This is a genomic window from Pseudomonas sp. A-B-19, from assembly GCF_019947515.1.
In the GTDB taxonomy this organism is placed as follows: domain Bacteria; phylum Pseudomonadota; class Gammaproteobacteria; order Pseudomonadales; family Pseudomonadaceae; genus Aquipseudomonas.
In genome coordinates, this window is sequence record NZ_JAGYGN010000045.1 from 12,005 (window position 1) to 30,614 (window position 18,610).

At 59.3% G+C, this 18,610-nt stretch carries 15 protein-coding genes and 1 pseudogene; 10 read left to right on the forward strand and 6 right to left on the reverse strand.

Going from position 1 to position 18,610, the window contains the following annotated elements:
• Nucleotides 1–60: 60 nt before the first annotated feature.
• The 5 genes from KGA81_RS28920 to KGA81_RS28940 all read right to left on the reverse strand — a co-directional run bounded on the left by KGA81_RS28920 (nt 61) and on the right by KGA81_RS28940 (nt 8,384).
• A complete protein-coding gene (locus KGA81_RS28920) occupies nt 61–1,422 on the reverse strand; it encodes a DUF1329 domain-containing protein (protein WP_223550923.1) in 1,362 nt (453 codons plus the stop codon).
• Nucleotides 1,423–1,455: 33 nt separating this feature from the next.
• Entirely contained in the window at nt 1,456–3,285 is a 1,830-nt protein-coding gene (locus KGA81_RS28925) for a DUF1302 domain-containing protein (RefSeq protein WP_223550926.1), read from the reverse strand.
• 68 nt (nt 3,286–3,353) lie between these two features.
• Nucleotides 3,354–4,517 carry a thiolase C-terminal domain-containing protein gene (locus KGA81_RS28930; protein WP_223550929.1) on the reverse strand — a complete coding sequence of 388 codons (1,164 nt, stop codon included), beginning with the start codon at nt 4,515–4,517 and terminating at the stop codon, nt 3,354–3,356.
• Nucleotides 4,518–4,679: 162 nt separating this feature from the next.
• Nucleotides 4,680–7,280 carry a LuxR C-terminal-related transcriptional regulator gene (locus tag KGA81_RS28935; protein ID WP_223550931.1) on the reverse strand — a complete coding sequence of 867 codons (2,601 nt, stop codon included), beginning with the start codon at nt 7,278–7,280 and terminating at the stop codon, nt 4,680–4,682.
• A 249-nt stretch (nt 7,281–7,529) separates the two neighbouring features.
• Nucleotides 7,530–8,384 (reverse strand): helix-turn-helix domain-containing protein, encoded by an 855-nt coding sequence (locus KGA81_RS28940; RefSeq protein ID WP_223550934.1) that lies wholly within the window; start codon nt 8,382–8,384, stop codon nt 7,530–7,532.
• 161 nt (nt 8,385–8,545) lie between these two features.
• Here KGA81_RS28940 and KGA81_RS28945 point away from each other — a divergent pair, with 161 nt between their 5' ends.
• From KGA81_RS28945 to hdeA, 10 genes and pseudogenes are all read left to right on the forward strand, one after another.
• Nucleotides 8,546–9,520: an NmrA family NAD(P)-binding protein gene (locus tag KGA81_RS28945; protein WP_223550938.1), complete on the forward strand. Its 975-nt coding sequence runs from the start codon at nt 8,546–8,548 to the stop codon at nt 9,518–9,520.
• A 61-nt stretch (nt 9,521–9,581) separates the two neighbouring features.
• Nucleotides 9,582–10,862, forward strand: a complete 1,281-nt coding sequence (locus KGA81_RS28950; RefSeq protein WP_223550940.1) for an acyl-CoA dehydrogenase family protein — start codon at nt 9,582–9,584, stop codon at nt 10,860–10,862.
• Nucleotides 10,863–10,902: 40 nt separating this feature from the next.
• Nucleotides 10,903–12,033, forward strand: coding sequence for a saccharopine dehydrogenase family protein (locus tag KGA81_RS28955; protein WP_223550942.1), 1,131 nt, complete (start codon nt 10,903–10,905; stop codon nt 12,031–12,033).
• 21 nt (nt 12,034–12,054) lie between these two features.
• Nucleotides 12,055–13,611, forward strand: a complete 1,557-nt coding sequence (locus KGA81_RS28960; RefSeq protein ID WP_223550944.1) for a class I adenylate-forming enzyme family protein — start codon at nt 12,055–12,057, stop codon at nt 13,609–13,611.
• 55 nt (nt 13,612–13,666) lie between these two features.
• Complete coding sequence (locus KGA81_RS28965; protein WP_223550947.1) at nt 13,667–14,905, forward strand: thiolase family protein; 1,239 nt, start codon at nt 13,667–13,669, stop codon at nt 14,903–14,905.
• Nucleotides 14,906–14,961: 56 nt separating this feature from the next.
• A complete protein-coding gene (locus KGA81_RS28970; RefSeq protein WP_223550949.1) occupies nt 14,962–15,756 on the forward strand; it encodes an SDR family NAD(P)-dependent oxidoreductase in 795 nt (264 codons plus the stop codon).
• A gap of 64 nt (nt 15,757–15,820) precedes the next feature.
• Nucleotides 15,821–16,198 carry a hypothetical protein gene (locus KGA81_RS28975; RefSeq protein ID WP_223550951.1) on the forward strand — a complete coding sequence of 126 codons (378 nt, stop codon included), beginning with the start codon at nt 15,821–15,823 and terminating at the stop codon, nt 16,196–16,198.
• A 254-nt stretch (nt 16,199–16,452) separates the two neighbouring features.
• Nucleotides 16,453–17,022 carry a MepB family protein gene (locus tag KGA81_RS28980; RefSeq protein ID WP_223550953.1) on the forward strand — a complete coding sequence of 190 codons (570 nt, stop codon included), beginning with the start codon at nt 16,453–16,455 and terminating at the stop codon, nt 17,020–17,022.
• Nucleotides 17,023–17,084: 62 nt separating this feature from the next.
• A pseudogene (locus tag KGA81_RS28985) lies at nt 17,085–17,378 on the forward strand (integrase core domain-containing protein); the annotation flags it as partial.
• A 125-nt stretch (nt 17,379–17,503) separates the two neighbouring features.
• Nucleotides 17,504–17,809, forward strand: a complete 306-nt coding sequence (gene hdeA, locus KGA81_RS28990; protein ID WP_095946012.1) for an acid-activated periplasmic chaperone HdeA — start codon at nt 17,504–17,506, stop codon at nt 17,807–17,809.
• A gap of 260 nt (nt 17,810–18,069) precedes the next feature.
• Here hdeA and KGA81_RS28995 read toward each other — a convergent pair.
• Nucleotides 18,070–18,610 (reverse strand): DUF1214 domain-containing protein (locus KGA81_RS28995; RefSeq protein WP_223550955.1); only part of this gene is annotated, 541 nt, incomplete at its 5' end.

Consider the following 18,610-nt stretch of genomic DNA (forward strand, 5'->3'; position numbering starts at 1 on the left):
AAAAGCCGTCGAACAGTGCGGTACACACTGTCGACGACAAAAAAACACCTGCGTCATGGCTCAGCGAATACCCGTGCCGGCCAATGACTCAGGCGCCCATTGCGCTTTCGAAAGCGGGTCGATGTACTTGACGCCGCCGTACGGGCCGTAGATGCCGGTGATGTTGTAGCTGCCAGAGACCAGGTCATAAATCATGTGGTTATCGGAGTTCGGCGCCTGCACGTCATAGCTGTATGCCAAGTGGGCAAAGGATCCGCGGTACAGCTTGCCGCTGGCGTCATATTCATCCGAAGCCAGGGCGATCCAGCTGTCTTCGTCGAGGTAGAAGGTGCGCTTGCTGTAGATGTGGCGTTTGCCCGGTTTCAGCGTGGCTTCGACCACCCACACGCGGTGCAACTCCCAGCGCATCAGGTCCGGATTGACGTGATGCGGCGTGGTGATATCCGCAGCGATCTTGTGATAGTTCAGCTTGTAGGTGTTGTAAGGAACGATCATTTCCTTCTTGCCGACGAGCTTGAAGTCGTAACGGTCCAGTGCGCCGTTGAATACCCAGGCATCGTCATAGGTCGAAGCACCGGCCGAGCCAGGGTTTGGCGTGTCGTAGGCGATATCCGGGGCGAGTTTCACGCGGCGCTGACCTGGCAGGTATTGCCAGCCACGACGTTCCATCTTCAGAGGGTTGACGGCATCCTGCACCAGGATGGCTTCGCCTGCGCGACGGGCCGGGGCCTGGTAATAGAGTTTGGTCTTGAAGAACAGATCCGTCTCTTTCGCCGGTTCCGTACGCTTCGGATCGTACAGCGGGTACTCCAGATAGCCATTACCGGTCGTGGCCAGAATAGCCCGGCCGGAACTGTCGACGTTCCAGGAGTCATACTTGATATTGGTGGCATACCCCTGATAACGCAGCAGGTGGTTCCACATGGCCTCGTAGCCATCTTTCGGGATCGGGAACGGAACGCCCGGCAACGCGTTTTCCAGTGCTACCCCGCCGTCGAGTGTTTTGGTGCCGACGGCATTTTTTGCGGTGTTATCCAGCAACCGTTGCGGCAGAGCAACGCTGCGATGGGTGGGAAACACATCGACCCGGAACGTCGGGTAACGCTTGAGCAGTTCTTGCGTGGTCGCGGTCAGTTTGTCGGTGTATTGGCTGAGGTTTTTGCCATCGACGACGACGCGTGGCTTATCAGCCTCGTAAGGGTCCGGACGGAACGAACTGCCCGGTTGAAAACTGGCCGGCGCCGTGGTGAGACCGCCGGTGTAGGACGGAATGGTGTCGTCGGCATTGCCGGCCTTTTCAGCGCCGACGCCTGTCAGGCTGTTGCCGAGTCTGGCCGCTTCATCGGGGGCCACGGCTGCGTGTGCCGCACCCGCGATGGCAACGGTCAATGCAGTGAACAAAAGCGTGTTGACGAACTTCATGGAGTGACTCCTGCTATCAAGCAAAGACTTCGATCAAATGGTCGTTTTGAAGGTAAAAGTGACCATGCCCCGATCCTTGAGCTGAGGCTGAGTACCGCCGAAAGCAGTGGTCTGCCCCGGTACGCAGTTGTATTGGCCGTTGGCCCCTGGTGCGGCGCCCTCGCCCTGTGTACCTGCACCACCGGCTGAGCCGCAGGTGTCGAACGGACCAAAGTTGTCCACGTACTTCAGGTCGAACCGGTACTGGTTGTGCACGTCCATGCCAACGCCCACCGAGTAGCTGCCGGAGTCCTTGTTACCCCCGAGCTGAACCGACGAGTTGCCCGCAAGACCGACGCTGTAGTTGGCCGGCAGGTACATATCGATGCCGGGGAACACCTGATACCAGGTCGGGTTGAAGTTGACGCCCAGGACGTAGTTGTCCTTGGTGACCTTGTCGACACCGCGATACCAGTCTTCGCCTTTGAACAGCTGCTTGTTCTCGGTGACGTCCAGCCAGCGGCTGTAGGCGAGTTCAACCAGCAAGGTCGAGCTGTCCCAGACCGGAGTCGCACCGAAAGTGGTCAAGCCGTTGAGCACCGCGTGCACGGTGTTGCCTCGGGCCACGCCGTTGTCACCATCGAAGCTGCTGATGAAGCCAGGCAAACCGGCAGCACCGGCTGCCGGACTGACCGTTGCCGGCACGCTGGCCAGCGGCATGTTGTGGCGATAGTTCAGGTCGAGACCGACGCTGACACCTTCGATGCTTTTCGACAGGCTGATGCCGTAGATATCGATGTCATCGACATAGAACTGGTTGTAGCTGCCGGCATTGCCGGAAATCAGTTGCGCAGGGCCGACCGCCGTTGGCTGCAATACCAGGTTAGGCAGAATGTCGGAGGTTTTGCGGTAGTAGAAACCCAGCGTACCCTGCAGCCATTCCGGGCTCCACTTGGCCATCAGGCCGAAGTCACCTTGATTGTCCGGGGTAAACGTATGCCCGTTGCTCAGCCGCAGGAACTGGTTGGCACCCAGTGGGCCAGGTGTGCCGAACAGCGGGTTTCGGCCGCCGATCAACGACAGGTTGTGCCCGCCATTTTGAATGCCGTCGTTGAACCCCAGATAAGTGCCCGATTCCGGCAACCGCGCGGCGTCCCAGTCCAGGAAGTACTGCGCGGCGAGGGTCAGTTCCGGGTTGATCGTGAAGCTGGTGGACAACTGATTTCGCGGAATGAACAGTTCTTTGGCTTCTGTTCCCGGGACCGCCAGCGACTTGGAAATATCCAGGCCGGACTGGCCATAACTGTTGCCATGGGCAAAGGCGAGGATGCTTTCGCCCCAGTAAACGGTGTGCCTGCCGAGCTTGCCGCTGAGCAGTGATTCATCGCCGACTTCAGTGCTGCCAAACACGAAGGCATCAAGGATTTCCGAAGAAGGACCGTTGTAATACCGATCGGCGTAACCGCTTTGATGACGAGAGTCCGGCTTGCCGTTGTTGAGTTGATTGGTCGAGGCGTTATCGCTGCCAATATCGTCGTAGGCGTGGTCGTACCAGGTGTTGGCGCTGACACGGAAACCGACTTTTTCTTTGTAAACCACGTCCAGTTCGGTCAGCACATCCAGTCGTTGAGAAACGGGACTGCCGGAGGAGAAGTTGCGATCCCCGTCATTGTTGTTCCACGAATTGGCCAACTTGCTGTTGGGGGCTTCCACGCGCTGGGCATAGTTGAACTTCAGCGTGTTGTCGAAGCGAACCGCAAAGTCTTCATTCCCCGTGTTGATCTCCACAGCGCCCACGGGCGCGATGCCCAGGCCGGTGAGAATGGCGGAGGCCAACAACCCTTTGCGAAGGTTTGCATGGCAGATCTTATTATTTTTGTTCATCTAGCTTGCCACCTGCTCTATGGTTTACGAAAAGTCATGGGTTGAATCACGGCGTAATGAGCCTCCTCTCAAGTGCGCTGCAAAAGGGTGACCGACACCGCCCGGCCCAGGTCGCTGCTATGTTGCAAAGCCGTGCGGGCACCAGCAATTTGCCTGCCGTCGGCCATGTCGCGCAATTGCCAGACCAACTCGACCAGTTGCGCCAACCCGGTGGCACCCGGGGCGTGACCACGTCCCAGCAAGCCACCCGATGGGCACACCGCATTCATCCGTCCTTTCAGGCGGTGTCCTTGCTGCACGAATCGATCGATCTCGTCCTCCCGGCAAAAGCCCAGCGCGGCGCTATTGACCATGAAGTCGCCGACGCTTTGGTCGTGCAGTTCAACCACGTCGATGTCTTCCGCACCGAGGCCCGCCTGCTGATAGGCCAACTGCGCGACTCGCCGGGTGGTCGCTTGTCCGAGCACATCCAGCACGTTACCCGCTTCCTGCTCTGAAGCGCTGTCACTGCCCCTGACACTGGCCAGCACGGTGACGTCCGCCCGAGCGCCGAAGCGCAGGGCGAAGGCCGGGGTACAGAGCAGGATGGCCGCCGCACCGCAGGCGGGCGGGCACAGATAAGGCGCGAGCCAGCCGTCGCGATCCGACACGCGGTTCAATACGGCGTAGGGATTGCGCCCGGCCTGGGCCCGTGCCTGCTCAAGCACTTGATCGAAGCTGCTTTGAGCAACGCCCATGCGTGTCAATAACCAGCTGGTTTGGGCAGCGAACAGCAGCGCCGGTTGTTGCCGACGCTCGATAAAGCCGATGGGGTTCTCAGCCTGCCTGACCGTTGCCGACTCATCGCGAGCGAGATCTTTCAAACCGAAAAATTCACGATCGGAAATGCCTGCCGGCATGCACTCGACTCCCACCAACAGGACACATTCAGCCTGGCCGCACAGCAGGCTATTGCGGGCCAACTGCAAAGCACTACTGGCCGACGCACAGCCATCGCCGAGGCTGAAAATCGGCACGCCCGAGTAGCCAATCTGCGACAACATTTGCTCGGCGATACCGGCTTGTGCGTGTACGCAGGAAGTAAACACCTGGTCGACCAGATCATAGTCAATCCGCGCGTCGGCCAGCGCCGCACGAATGGCTTGCCCCGCCAACGCCGCATGACTGTCGGAGCCACCCAGCGGTAGAAACGGCACCATTGCTGCACCGGCGATCAGCACTTTTACAGACATGAACCTGCTCCCACTCACCACTACGTTGGCGCTTTTGTGGGGTCAGACTATTGCGAAGTCGAAAAGCGTACCCCCCCATTGACTGGGGGGGCGAATGGAAATCGGATGTGGGGGGGGATTGAAGAATGATCCGAACGGATCATCCCGGACGGTGGTTTGGCATCAGCCCGCTGTCTCGAGAATTCCCAGCATGTAGGCACGCGCGACAACATGCTGTCTTGTGCCGGCCTGGAATTTTCCAAACAGGTTTTTCAGGTGCCACTTCACGGTTTCCTCGCCGACATTCAGCGCCAGGGCGATTTGCTTGTTGGACAGGTTGCGGGCCAATAGCTGCAACACCTCACGCTCCTTGGGCGTCAGGAGACGACTCGGGGACACGCTCAATGGGCTGGATTCCGGTCGCGCAACAGGTGCGGGCGTAGAGGTCGCCGCAAGCAATGGGAGCGTTTCACCCTGGAGCGTCTGCTCCCATTTGATCAGATCCGGATGGGTGTCCTGCACCACGCGTAACATACCGTTTTCTTGCGCGAGGCTGACAGCCTCCAGCAAATAGTCGGTGCCGCCCTGTCCGGTTGCCCGAAGTGCCAGTGCCCTGAGCAACTTGATCTGTACGATGTCTCGTCCACGACGCAGGTATTCGGCCGTTTCGCCAACCTTGTCCAGCACCGCCAGCATAGCCTCCCAATCACGTTGGGCCAGTAACGCGTAAGCGTTGGCTACCCCGGCCAGCAAGTCCAGCTCCGGCCCCAGCAACCCGGCTCGCTCACGGGCAATAACCGGCGTGAAACTGTCCAGCCGTCGCCATAATGCCTGACAGGTATCGCTGCGTCCCAGCAAGGCATGCAGGCGTATTTGCTCTCCCAGGGAGGCAATGCAGAATCGTGGAATATTTCGCTCTTCTCCAAGGGCGAATAACGCCTCGAGCAGATCCTGCCCTCGATGCCCCTGCCCCTGGATTGAAGCCAGTCGAGCGGCGGCGAGAAAACCCTGCACAATGGCATCGGGGGACGCCAATCGTTCAACGATATCCAGCCTGTTCGCCAGCACCGTAGCGGACGCCTGAATGTCCCCCTGCTCCAGCAACACCGTCGCCAGAGCGCTCGCCAGAATGACCGCCACCGGACTGCGCCGACCGATGTCCCGTTCGGCAAGCAACAGGCTGTCGTGCAACGCGGTGCGCGCCGACACCATTCGGCCCTCGTATAAATAAGCAAGACCGACCACCCACTCGCCATACCCGCGTATGGCATCAAGGCCAGGTCTACCCGCGTGAAGCGGTGCTCGCTGAAAAATTCGTCGGGCTTTCTCCGGCTGCCCCTGCAACAGCGTCAGCCGGGCGATCAGGTTCGCGACCAAGGCTTGCACCGTGGTTGAGAATGAAAGCAATCGATCGACCCAAGGCATGATGAGTTCATGGGATTGATCCGGATGGTCCGCAAAGAAGGCGGCTGCGGCGGCGATGGTGGCCGCTTCACAACGTGTCGCCTCGTCGGCGGACGGATGCTGTTCAATAGCCGCAATCAATTGCGCCGCTTCTGCCTGACGCGCTCCCATCGCTAACGTCCAGGCCGCTGCCAGGCAGATGCGCGGATGCGCCAACACGTCAGCGGGGCCAAGCTCCTCGACCCACTCCAGCACCCGGCTGAACTGCCCTTGCAACGCGACTTCGTACAGGCAGTTGCCGATCAACGTATAGGCCGGCTGGGGCATGCCGGCCAACAGATATTGCCGGGCGGCCTGCTCCAGGAAACCGTGTTGTTCCAGCCACACAGCGCCGCGCCGGTGATAACCCTGACGCTCCTCCAACGGCAAGTCGGCAAAACGGCCGAGCAGAAATTCCCGCGCCAATGGATGGATGCGCACCCAGTCACTGTCGATACTTTCAACAAAGATCGGTGTCGAGGCACACAATTCCTTCAGCAATTCACCCGAGCGCGCGTTGCCCGTCAGCGCCTCGCATAACAAGGGCTGGACCATTTCCAGCAATGCAATGCCGGTCAGAAAACGAACCTGCTCCTCCCGAAGATGTGCGAGCAGACTGTCGACGAAATAACGCTGGATATCCCCCAGACAAGTCGACAACCCTTCGACTGCCGCACTCCGGTTCGGGCTCTTCTCCAACGCCGAAATCGCCAATTGCAGGCCAAGCGGCCAGCCCTCGGTTATCTCGTGCAGACGCACGCAGAGGTCGGCATCAACCCTTGCGCCGAAACGGTCATTGAGGATGGCGAGCGCCTCTTCCACATTCAGTCGTAAGGCCGCTGTCATGATCGTCGTGAAAAGCCCCCTTGCCGCGAGGTCCGTCACGTGCAGATTCAACCGTGCGCGAGAGGCCATGACGATGCGCAAATTGGCCGGTGCGTTGTGCAGCAGGTACGTCAGGGAGTGCCGGATCGTCAGCTCGGGCAAGGTATCCACTTCATCCAGAATCAATACGGTTTCGCTACCCAGGTCAGCCACTTCCACCAACCACTGCGTCAGCCTCTCCTGTTCGTCACGCCCCGGTCCTGCAATAGGCTCGAATACGCGGGCAAACGACGGCCGACCGCTGCCAATGGCCATGGCAGCTCCCAGCCCCTGGACAAAACGCGCACCATCATCCTGTGCATCCAGCGTCATCCAGGCCACCACGGCGCCGTGAGACAGACATTCACGGCGCCATTGGGTCAGCAGAAAGGTTTTGCCGAAGCCTGCCGGCGCTTGAACGGCGATCACCATTTTGTCTGTCAGTTCCTGGGTATGGATACCCAGGCGGCTTCGCATCCGTGCTGATTTCTGACTACGCGGCGGCGTCGTTTTGAGGATCAGTTGGGGCTCTATGCAATCCATTTCTTTCAGACCCTGGTGGTTGAGAGACGCTTACCCAAGGAGCGTCTGAAGGTCGCTGGATACAGTTCCAAACGGTCGAACACTAGCATGGAATAGTCCGGGGGTTTGTACCCCGGTGCAATTCAACACAAGCCGCTTGCGTACTTTCGGTGCAGTGACTTGCGCGCCACGCAAAAGCATCCGCTACCTTCCAGCCAGGGCTCTGTATTCGGCCGGTGTACTGGCGTGCGCAACCTTGAACGCTGCAGTCAGGTGGCTCTGCGAGCTGAAACCACACTCCAGCGCCACATGCAAAATAGGCAGGTCGGTCTGCATGAGCAGATCACGCGCATGTTCCAGTCGTACATTCATCACATAGCGATGGGGCGGCATACCCATGGCGCGCTGAAACAGCCGCCGGAAATGAGCCGGGCTGACACCGGCCTGGCCAGCCAGCGTGCTGATCGAGAGTTCCTGCCCCAGATTTTCGCGAATGAAGACCAGCACTGTATGCAGGCGCGCCAGATGAATATGCGGCGGATAAATACCTCCGCTCGCGTCAACTCGTAGCGAACGATACACCTGCTCAAGCATGACCATGGCCAATCTTGCCATGAACCCCTGATCAGCCCCTTTCCCAAGACTTAGCTCATCCATCAATTGCCGGGCCGCTGCGCTCACCAAACCATCACTGACGGGCAATGGTGCCTGCGCGCCAGCACATAGCTCACGCAATTGGCGAAACACGCCATCAGTGCGCTCGGGCAGATAAAAAACCGCGAAATCAATGCTGCCGGAATAGTGCCACTGAGTGGCACAACCTGCAGGCAGCAGCATTGACAAACGGGGCATCGATGTCGAGCGCAACTCGCCCCCTGCCCCTTCATCCGCCCGGGAGCCACCGAACTGGGTCAGCAGGGCCATGAAGTCAACGGGCGGGACGGATAGATCAGTCGTGTGCAGGAAATAGCGCTCCGCATACAAGGGGATGTCACTGCACACCAGGCCACCCAGCAAGGGCAATCCCAGTGTTTCATGGACCTGTTGTTGCGGATTCATGGGCATCTCGGGATGAGCATATTTTGACAAATATGACCGCTTTTCCGGTGAGTTGTCGATGCCGGGAAGAACAATAATCGACCAAACATTCCGCCACTCGCCTTAATGCGGGGCAGGCACAACCGCTCGCCCGCATGACTGATCACAGCCAGGAGAAAAGCATGAGCAAGAAGACCGTCACTGTATTCGGCGCCACCGGGACCGCCGGCGTCGCGTGCGTCAATGAGTTCATCCGCCAGGGCCTGGTCAATATCAATGTGCTGGCGCGCCGCTCCGGACAGGTGGAACGCTCATCGTCGGGCATCAGCAAGAGCGAGGCGCAAAAACAGCTGCAGTACGCCGAATGGGCGCGTCAGGGCGTGACCATCAAGGAGGTCGACGTCACCATTGCCGAAGCGCTGGTCCCGGCGCTGCGTGGCACCGACTACCTGGTGTCCTGCGTGCCGCTCTACGCCACCGAATCGCAGATGCCGCTGATCTTTGCCGCCAAGGAAGCCGGGGTCGAACGCTTCGTACCATCCGAGTACGGCGCGATCTATGAGTTCGAGCAGTTCTGGCAGACCGACACCACGCACCGTTTGATGGCCCGGCAGAAGGCGTTCATCCGACGCATGATCGAACTGGCCGGCATGGACTACACCATCATTCCGGCCGGTGCCTGGATCGAGTACTACATGCTCGAGCCGGTGATGGTGATGGGTGATCCCGACGCCAGGCTGGCCTGGTCGACCGGCGCGGATGTCGGCCGCATCATCCCGCATGTGCTGGCCCACCCGGCCTCGCGTAATGCGATCTGCCCAGTCGCGGCCACGGCCTGGTGTTCGTGGAACGAACTGCTGGCCGCGCGCGAACAGGCCGTGGGTCGCCCGATCGAGCGTAACGAGTTGACGCCCGAGCAGTGGCGCGCGGCCTACGCAGCTTCCAGTCCCGGTGCCATCCAGACCCTGCTGGCGATCGGCGTCGCCATGGTCGATACCCCAGCGGGCATGTCGCTGTGCGGCCACTGGAACAAGACCTTCCTCCCCGAGTTCAAGGGGACACCACTGCAAGAGCTGTTCGTCGACACCGTAGAGCCTTTCGTCGAGGCCACGCGCGCCACGCTGATCGCCGCCGGCGAACTGCCGGCCGACGCCTGACGCGTCTCGATGCGCAGAGTGCAGGCCATAAGAAAAACCGAGCGATATGACGAGGCCCATCATGAAACTGAGTAACCGGATCAACCTGCCTGACATTTCAATAACCGGCTTTGAAACGCCCCTGAACGAGGTCGAGCGCAGCATCCAGGACAGCGTGCATCGCTTTGCCAAGGATTTCATGCGCCCCCTCGGCCAGGAACTCGACAAGATGACCGCAGAGCAGGTGGTCGCCCCCGGCTCGCCGTACTACAGCGTGTTCAGCGAAGCCGCCAAGCTGGGCCTGGATTCCGACCTGCTGGCCGAACTGCCGCCGGAAACGGCAATACGCGTCGAGTCCATGATCAGCGAGGAAATGGGCTGGGGCGATGCCGGCCTGGCAGTTTCCCTGGGTGTCAGCACCTTCCCGAACGAGATGGCCAAAGCCATAGGGAACCAGGAGCTGATCGATCTGAGTGCCGGGAAAATCGGCTGCTGGATGATTACCCATCCAGACAAGGGCACCGACATCGGCGCCTTCGACATGCAGCGCGACTGGGTGCCGGGGCAGTTAGGCAACAAGGGCAATCTCTTCGCCAAGGTCGGCGAGCACGAGATCGTCATTAACGGCCAGTGCTCGGCCTGGGTGTCCAACGGCGCGGTGGCCCAGGTGGCTCTGGCCTACATGACCGCCGACTATGGCAACGGCTTCTACGATGCCAATGGCTTGCCCTATGGCATTTCCGTCATCGTGCCCCTGGACTTGCCCGGTGTCAGCAGGGGCAAGCCGCTGGAGAAGATCGGTCAGCGCGCGCTGCCCCAGGGCGAGGTGTATTTCGACAACGTGCGGATTCCCAAGCGCTTCGCCGTGGCCCTGCAGGACGAGTACTACGGCAACGTCATGTCGACCTGGTCGTTCGCTGGCACCCACATGGCGCAATGGTTCACTGGCGTGGCACGTTCCGCCTTCGAGCTGGCCCTGGCCTACTGCCATGAGCGCAAGCAGGGTGGCCAACTGCTGATCAACCACCAGCTTACCCGCTACCGCATCGGCGACATGATGCGTCGTGTCGAGCTTTGCCGGGCTGTCGCCCGCCGCTCCCTGGCCTATGCGCGTCTGTCCCCGCAGGGGCACCCCTGTGCCACGGCTTCCGGCAAGGTCACCGTGACCGAAGAGGCCATGCGCGTGGTCAGCGATGCCATGCAGCTGTTCGGCGGCAACGGCCTGACCCGCGAGTACCCCATGGAGAAGTTGTTCCGCGATGCCCGCGCCGCGCTGATCGAGGATGGCGAAAACATGATGCTCACCACCCGCCTTGGGTTCCTTGTCCAGGAGCTCTACGAAGACGGCTGGCCCCAGTACTGATCCCAAACCCGACTGACAATAAACTTTGGAGACAATAAAAATGGCTAAGTATCCCGTAGTTGTCTATGGCGCCAGTGGCTACACCGGCATGCTGACCATGGACTGGCTGATCGACCAGAACATCCCCTTCACCGCTGTGGCGCGTGATGCCAGGCGCGCGCAGGAAATGATGGCGCAACGTGTGGTACGCCTGGAGTCCGCGACCTATGAAATCATCGAGGCCCAGCACAACGTCGAGTCGCTGAGCGCCGCCTTCAAGGGGGCCAAGGTTGTCTGCAACACCGTCGGCCCCTTCGTCAACTTCGGTCTGACCACCGTCGAGGCCGCGCTCAAGGCCGGCTGTCACCACATAGATACCACCGGCGAGCAAAGCTATGTCCGTCAGGTTCGCGAGCAATTTGGCGAGCTCTATCGTCAGGCCGGCCTGCTGGTTTCGCCATCGCTGTCCTACATGTACAGCTTCTCCGAGATCGCCGCCGAACTGGCGCTGGAAACCCCCGGCATCGACGTGCTGGAAACCGCCGCCCTGTGCCGCGGTCCGCGTGATGTCGCAGGGGTCAGCCTGGGCTCGGCGGCTTCGATTTTCGAACTGTTCCACCGGGAGCAGTTCTACCTGTGGGAAAACAAGCTGGTGCAGCACCCGGCCACCGCTTCGTTCAACATTGTCGACCCCAACTTCATGCAGCCGGTTTTCTGCCTGCCTTGGGGGGGAACCTCGCTGCCGATTTACTTCGAGCATGATCCGCGCGTGCGCGCCTGCACCTCCGCGGTCGGTTTCTACGACAACAATGTGATGCCGATGGTGCATGGCCTGAGCCAGAAGTGGGAAGCGGAATACAAGCACTTGTCCAAGGAGCAGCAGGACGCGGTGGTGAGGAGCCTGGTAGAGGCCACCACGCCGAGCATGCCGCCCCGCGAACGCACCACCTTGCAACGCAGCGTCGACATCGCAATCGGCCGCGGTCACCTGTCCGCCGTGCGCGCTACCGTGCATGGCGTCACACCCTATATTTCCACCGGTGCCCTACAGGCCGCGGCGGCGATCAGGCTGCTCGACGACGACACCAACAAGGTCGGCTTCGCTTCCGGCTCCAAGGCTTTTGGACATCGCTATCTGCTCGGCTTCCTGGAAGAGCGCGGCCTGGCCCGTGCCACCGTTACCAAACTCTGATTACCGGCACAGGAACCACTTATGGCCATCATCGACTTTTACGATCGCGGCTGGGGCATCAACCCTGCCGGGGTCGCCTACATCCAGGGCGAGCGCTCTTACACCTTCAACGAAATCGGCGAGCTCTCGTGTCGCATCGCCAACAAGCTGCTCGCACTGGGCTTGCCGAAGGAAACCAAGGGTGCCGTCTGGTCAGGTAACGATGTCACCGCCTGGGCCTGCACGCTGGGTCTATGGCGCGCCAACATGACCTGGATTCCAGTCAACGCGCGCAATTCAAGCGAAGAGAATCACTACATCCTCGACGCATTCGACTGCGAGGTGATGTTCTACCAGAACGACTTCGCGCCAATCATCACCGAGCTACGGCCCAGGCTGCCGAAGATCAAGCACTGGATCTGCATCGATGCCGACGCTGCCGATGCACCTTCGCTGGAACTATGGAGCGCCGGCCAGCCGGCGAGCCGTCCCGAAGTCGTCTATGCCATGGACGATGTGGTGGCGGTCTCACCCACGGGTGGCACAACGGGCACGCCAAAGGGAGTGATGAACACCCACCGCAGCGTGCAGACGTTCATCGCCCACTTCCTGCTGACCTGTGCTTATCGCAATGGTGAAAAGCCGGTGAATATGGCCGCCGCACCGATGACCCACACTGCCGGCCTGTTGTCCGTACCCTGCACGGCGCAAGGTGGCACTGTCGTGGTCATTACCAAACCCGATCCGGCATTGATGTTGAACGCCATTGCGCAGCACAGGGTCAGCGAGCTCTTTCTGCCGCCAACGGTGATCTACAGGCTGTTGGAGATTCCCGGTATCGAGAAGCTGGACTTCTCCTCGGTGAAGTTCCTGTTGTACGGCGCAGCTCCGATGTCGGTAGACAAGCTGAAGAAAGCTATCGAGATTTTCGGCCCGGTCATGACCGGCGGCTATGGCCAGACCGAAGCACCGGCCAGCATCGCCAACTTTCGTCCCGACGAGCATCTGGTGGACGGCCAATTCGCCGACGACGAACGCCTGTCCTCGGTCGGCCGCCCTAACCCGCTGGTCCGCGTCGAAGTGATGAGCGACACCAACCAGATCCTGCCGCGCGGGGAAACCGGTGAAATATGCGTGCGCGGCGACCTGATCATGAAGGGTTACTACAAGCAGCCGGAGAAGACCGCCGAGACCATCGTCGACGGTTGGCTGCATACCGGCGACATCGGCCATATCGATGCCGAAGGCTATCTGCACCTCACCGATCGCAAAAAGGACATGATCATTTCCGGCGGTTTCAACGTCTATCCCAGCCAGGTCGAGCAAGTGCTGTGGGGACATCCGGCCGTTCAGGACTGCGCCGTGATTGGCGTGCCCGATGAAAAATGGGGCGAGGCCGTCAAGGCCGTGGTCGAGCTCAATCCAGGCCAGGAAACCACCGAGCAGGAGCTTATCGAGCTGTGCAAAGCCAGGCTGGGCAGCGTGATGGCACCGAAGTCTGTCGACTTCACTACCAGCCTGCCACGCAGTCCGGTGGGCAAGGTGCTGAAAAAAGAACTGCGTCAGCCGTACTGGGAAAACTCGGCCCGCAAGATCTGACACAACCGCAGAGGTGCGAACTGGACACCGACCAACTGAATATAAGGAGTTTTCAATGAGCAATATCTATATCGCCGGCATCGCCATGACCGTCTTCGGTCGCCACATCGAACGCAGCCTCGACGACTTGGCACGCGAGGCTTTCCAGGGTGCATTGAAGGACGCCCACTGCAGTGCCGCCGATCTCGATATCGCATTTTATGCCGGCATGACCAATGGCCCGTTGCAAGGCCAGCTCTCGATCCCCGGTCAAGTCGTGTTCAGCAAGATCGGTATTCAAGGCATTCCTATCTATAACGTCGAGAATGCCTGCGCCTCGGGTAGCTCAGCCTTCAATCTGGCCGTGCAAAGCCTCAAGGCAGGTACAGCCAGTATCGCGCTGGCGTTGGGCGCGGAAAAGATGAACATCCCGGATAAGCTCAAGGCCCTCTCGCTGTTCGAGGCTGGTTGGGACGTATCTCGCGCCGAAGAAAATTATCAGACGCTGGTGAAAATGGGCGAAGGCGTGGTGCCGCCCGCCGGGTCGGAATCGGACAAGCCTTACAGCAAGTTCATGGCCATCTATGCCGCATTGTGCCGCCAGCATATGAAAACCTACGGCACCACGCAGCGGCAGATCGCCGCGGTGTCGGCAAAAAACCACACGCACTCGGTCCATAACCCTTACTCGCAATTTCGCAAAGCCTTCAGTATCGACGAAATCCTTGCCGCCCCTCCGATCACCTACCCGCTCACCCTGCCAATGTGCGCACCGCTGTCGGACGGTGCAGCCGCCGCCATCCTGTGCACCGAGGAAGGACTCACACGCATCGGTGCCGACAAGAGCCGCTGCATCAAGGTAGCGGCCAGTGTCATCCGCAGCTTCAGCCATCGCCGGCTCGATCAGCCGGAACTGAATGTCGGTCACCTGGCAGCCAACCTGGCCTATGAGCTGGCCGGCCTGGGGCCACAAGACATGCATGTCGCCGAAGTCCATGACGCCTCGGCGATGGGTGAAATCATTCAGGTCGAAAACCTGGGCCTGGTCCCGTTCGGTCAGGGCGGCCCTGCGGCTGAACGTGGCGAATTCACCCTGGGCGGGCGCATCCCGGTCAATACCTCAGGTGGCCTGGAATCGAAAGGTCATCCGCTCGGTGCTACCGGGATTGGCCAGCTCTACGAACTGGTGACGCAACTGCGCGGAGAGGCTGGCGCACGCCAGGTACATGGCGCACGCCATGCAATCCAGGAGAACGGCGGCGGCTTGCAGGGTATTGAGGAGGCAGCCGTCGCGATCCACATTCTCAGCAAATAGTTCTTGCCAGAAAAATTTGCAGTGGCGAAACCAATCAAAACAAGAAGGATAAAAACATGTTCCAAGACAAAGTGGTCGTCATCACTGGCGCAGGATCGGGCATTGGTCGGGAGTTGGCTATCCAGATGGTGCAAGCGGGCGCACATGTCGCCCTGTCGGACATCAACCAGGTGGGTCTCGACAGAACCATGAAGCTGTTGCCTGACGCCAGCAAAGCGAAAGCTTACATCCTGGACGTATCGTCCTGGGACGCCTTCCAGGCTCATGCTGACGAGGTGAAGCGCGATTTTGGCACGGCGCACTTCGTCATCAATAACGCAGGCGCCGCAGTCATCGGGACAGTTGCCAACACCTCCATCGATGAGTACGAGTGGCAACTGGGTATCAACCTGTGGGGCGTGTTGTACGGTACCAAAGCGTTCCTGCCGATGATGCAGGCCCAGCGGGAAGGCTGCATCGTCAACATTTCCAGCGTATTTGGCCTGGTGGGTTTCCCGATGCAAAGCGCTTACAACATGTCGAAGTTCGCCGTGCGTGGTCTGACCGAAGCCTTATGGTCTGAACTCGAAGGTAGCGGTGTACGCGCCGTGTGTGTGCACCCCGGAGGAATCCGAACCAATATCGAGAAGTCCGGACGACGTTGTAAAGCCGCCGGTAAAACAGAAGAAAGGTTCACGGAACTGGCAGACAAGATGCTACTGACGCCGCCGGAGGATTGTGCCGGCGACATCATCAAGGGGCTGCGCAAGGGGACCAATCGCATCGTCACAGGGAACAAGTCGAGCACCTTGTTCTGGATAAGCAGGCTGTTTCCCAATAGCTATCCGGCATTACTCAAGCTGCTTGGCTGAGACCCAAAAGTTACAGGATGTCTCTGCGTGATGCGAGGCGCCACCACCTCTCAGGAGCAATCCCATGACCGACAGCTATACCCGCAAGCTGTTTACTTCTGCCGCCTGTTTCAACGTACTCGCGGGCCTTCCGCTACTCGTAGCTCTGCGACCCGTGGCTGCATTGTTGGGGCTGCAAATTACCCCCACCTCAACCCTCTTCATTCAACTCACCACGTGCCTGGTTATCGTATTCGGCTGGGCCTATTGGATGATCGCTCGCGATCCACTGCACTATCGTCCCTACATCCTGCTCGGGATAATCCTGAAAGTACTGTTTGTCGTGGTGGTTTATGGTCACTGGCTGGCGGGCAGCATCCCCTGGCCATTACCAGTAGCGGCATCGGGTGACATCGTCTATGCATTACTGTTCTGGCGTTATTTGCAGCGTGCCGAGCGTTGAACGGTTGCGGTAGGGACGGCAGTTACCTGCTGCCCCCCGCTCAGATCCGTACGGGCGGAACTACCGCATACGGCTCCTGCCTCGTGTATGTGACGCGGCTTCAACATCGACGCAAATTCCGAGGATGTCTGGCTATCCCACCTTGCGCGATCACACGACGTAACCGCACGTAGTCCGCTTCGGCATATCGAATGGCGTAGCATATGTTTCGGATTGGGTCGTATGGTCAATGAGTCATTTAGGAGTAGTTCCCGTTGAAATGCGATTTGACTGCCCCGGATACAAAGTATGCAAGCGCGGCAGACCCTACCCTTGGCCATATTCCGAACGATCTGATAGCGGCTATCCAGGATGTGTACAAGCCGGCGGGAATGCAATTGACGGATCAGGCTCTGCGCGAGGCTGAGAGTGCCGAGTATGGTGCCTACCGCTTTGGCCTCAACGGACACACCATTGTCTTCCGTGTGGCTAAAACGACGCCGACGAAGATTGGACAGTTCGTCACGATATGGAAGCGCCCGACACCAGGCAACACCATTGCGCCTCTCGATGTCGATGACGGTGTAGCCTTTGTTGTGGTGAGTGTGTTCGATGCATCTCATCGTGGACAGTTTGTTTTCGACCAGAAGACACTGGTATCAAAGGGCATCATGGCGATTAACGGTAAAGGCGGTAAACGCGCCATCCGCGTTTATCCACCTTGGGTCAAACCAGTCGCCAAAGAGGCCGTTAGGACACAACAATGGCAACTACGATACTTCCTTCCTCTGGAACAAAACGGCAACGCCGATCCCATGCAGGTGCGTCGGCTATTTGAAGTTTAAGATCCTTATCCGTCATTTTTTAGTAAGCGTCTGCCGAGTTGGTGGCTGAAATCCCACAGAAGGTCAGCGATAACGGTTCGGCTTACACCGCCGAACAGACGCGCTCGTTTGCTCGGCAGATCGGCTTGCAGCCGGCGACCACACCGGTTCGCAGCCCGCAGAGCAACGGCATGGCCAAGAGCTTCGTGAAGACGATCAAGCGGGACTACGTGGCGCACATACCCAAGCCGGATCAAGAAACGGCGCTGCGTAACCTGGCCATTGCCTTCGAACACTACAACGAGAAGCATCCGCACTGTGCCTTGAACTATCGCTCACCGAGAGAGTTCAGGCGTTTGGCCGCGGCATCCATTTAATGGGAGTTGGTGTCCGGTTTTGTAGGGGTAAGTCCAATCATGCTGACCTATAGTCAGTCACTGCGAATGCCCATTAACGAGCATTCGCGCTTTCTACCACGCAACTCCGTATCGAGATAAATTCAATGAATGCAAAGCAAGTGCTTGTAGCGACCCTGGTAATAATGACCAGCTCAACGGTCTTGGCCGCGAAAGCGCCCAAGACCCCTGTCGACAAGTGGACGTGTGGCGACTTTTTGGAGATGGATGAAACGTATCGCCCCAGCGCCGTTTTTTTCGCTGAGGGTTTTACTAAATCGGGTAAGCCCGTAGATGCCGTAATGGATGTCGATGGCACCCTCACAGTAACCCCAAAACTGATTGAAGCTTGTACACAAAATACAAAGGGGTCATTCGTCAATACGCTCAACGAAACGAAAGCCAAGCAGTAAATCCAAGTAAAATCTGGAGATATTGAGTAAGAGCCCTCAAGGCACTCAAGCATTTGTCTCCAACTCTCCCTCACACCCGTCAACCATCGGTCAAAGGTGCGCCCCCGGCACTGTCCTGCAATCCAGGCACCGATAAATCGTCACCGGACGAACGTACAACCCCATACATCGATCAGCTCGTATTGCCACTCCCCCTTTCAAACTACCGAGTAATCAAATCAAACGGCTGCCTGCAATCGGCAAGCAGCCGCAAGTTCGCGTTACTTCGATGCCACCACGGCCGGCGGCTGCCAGCTGCCGCTGCCGGCGGGAAGAATCGAAGGCGCCGTGGCCTTCGGCCAATAGAGGCGCATCACCAGATAGACCGTGTCGTCAGGTGCCGGCAACCAGTTGGCTTCCTTGGCCTTGCCCGGCGAATCCTTCTGGATGTACAGGGTCAGCGAACCGTCCGCGTTCTTCTTCATCGCCGACAGCATCGGCGAATTGATCAGGTAGCGGTTGATCGGGTTCTTGATCAGCAGCTGGCTCTTGCCGTCGTACATGGTCACCGACCAGAAGGCATTGACCGGCGGCAGTTTGCCGGCCGGGAAGGTCAGCGTGTAGTTGCGCTTGCCGGTATCGAGCGTCTGGCCGCTGCCGTCGGTACGCGTGTAGGGGTACGTCGCCTCGGTAGCGTTGTTGCCGTACAGACCGCCCTTCGCGGCGCCAGCCCGCATCAGCCAATCGCCTTTGTAGAACGCCTGGTCACCGAAGAACGCGCCGACGTTCCAGCCGTTGATGTTCTTCATGCCGCCCGCGAGG

What these genes read in the sequence shown, in the direction of transcription:
- KGA81_RS28950 (WP_223550940.1), top strand. Translation starts at nt 9,582, where the DNA reads ATGAAACTGAGTAACCGGATCAACCTGCCTGACATTTCAATAACCGGC.
- KGA81_RS28940 (WP_223550934.1), bottom strand. Translation starts at nt 8,384, where the DNA reads ATGAATCCGCAACAACAGGTCCATGAAACACTGGGATTGCCCTTGCTG.
- hdeA (WP_095946012.1), top strand. Translation starts at nt 17,504, where the DNA reads ATGAATGCAAAGCAAGTGCTTGTAGCGACCCTGGTAATAATGACCAGC.
- KGA81_RS28965 (WP_223550947.1), top strand. Translation starts at nt 13,667, where the DNA reads ATGAGCAATATCTATATCGCCGGCATCGCCATGACCGTCTTCGGTCGC.
- KGA81_RS28960 (WP_223550944.1), top strand. Translation starts at nt 12,055, where the DNA reads ATGGCCATCATCGACTTTTACGATCGCGGCTGGGGCATCAACCCTGCC.
- KGA81_RS28955 (WP_223550942.1), top strand. Translation starts at nt 10,903, where the DNA reads ATGGCTAAGTATCCCGTAGTTGTCTATGGCGCCAGTGGCTACACCGGC.
- KGA81_RS28925 (WP_223550926.1), bottom strand. Translation starts at nt 3,285, where the DNA reads ATGAACAAAAATAATAAGATCTGCCATGCAAACCTTCGCAAAGGGTTG.
- KGA81_RS28935 (WP_223550931.1), bottom strand. Translation starts at nt 7,280, where the DNA reads ATGCGAAGCCGCCTGGGTATCCATACCCAGGAACTGACAGACAAAATG.
- KGA81_RS28945 (WP_223550938.1), top strand. Translation starts at nt 8,546, where the DNA reads ATGAGCAAGAAGACCGTCACTGTATTCGGCGCCACCGGGACCGCCGGC.
- KGA81_RS28920 (WP_223550923.1), bottom strand. Translation starts at nt 1,422, where the DNA reads ATGAAGTTCGTCAACACGCTTTTGTTCACTGCATTGACCGTTGCCATC.
- KGA81_RS28975 (WP_223550951.1), top strand. Translation starts at nt 15,821, where the DNA reads ATGACCGACAGCTATACCCGCAAGCTGTTTACTTCTGCCGCCTGTTTC.
- KGA81_RS28970 (WP_223550949.1), top strand. Translation starts at nt 14,962, where the DNA reads ATGTTCCAAGACAAAGTGGTCGTCATCACTGGCGCAGGATCGGGCATT.
- KGA81_RS28930 (WP_223550929.1), bottom strand. Translation starts at nt 4,517, where the DNA reads ATGTCTGTAAAAGTGCTGATCGCCGGTGCAGCAATGGTGCCGTTTCTA.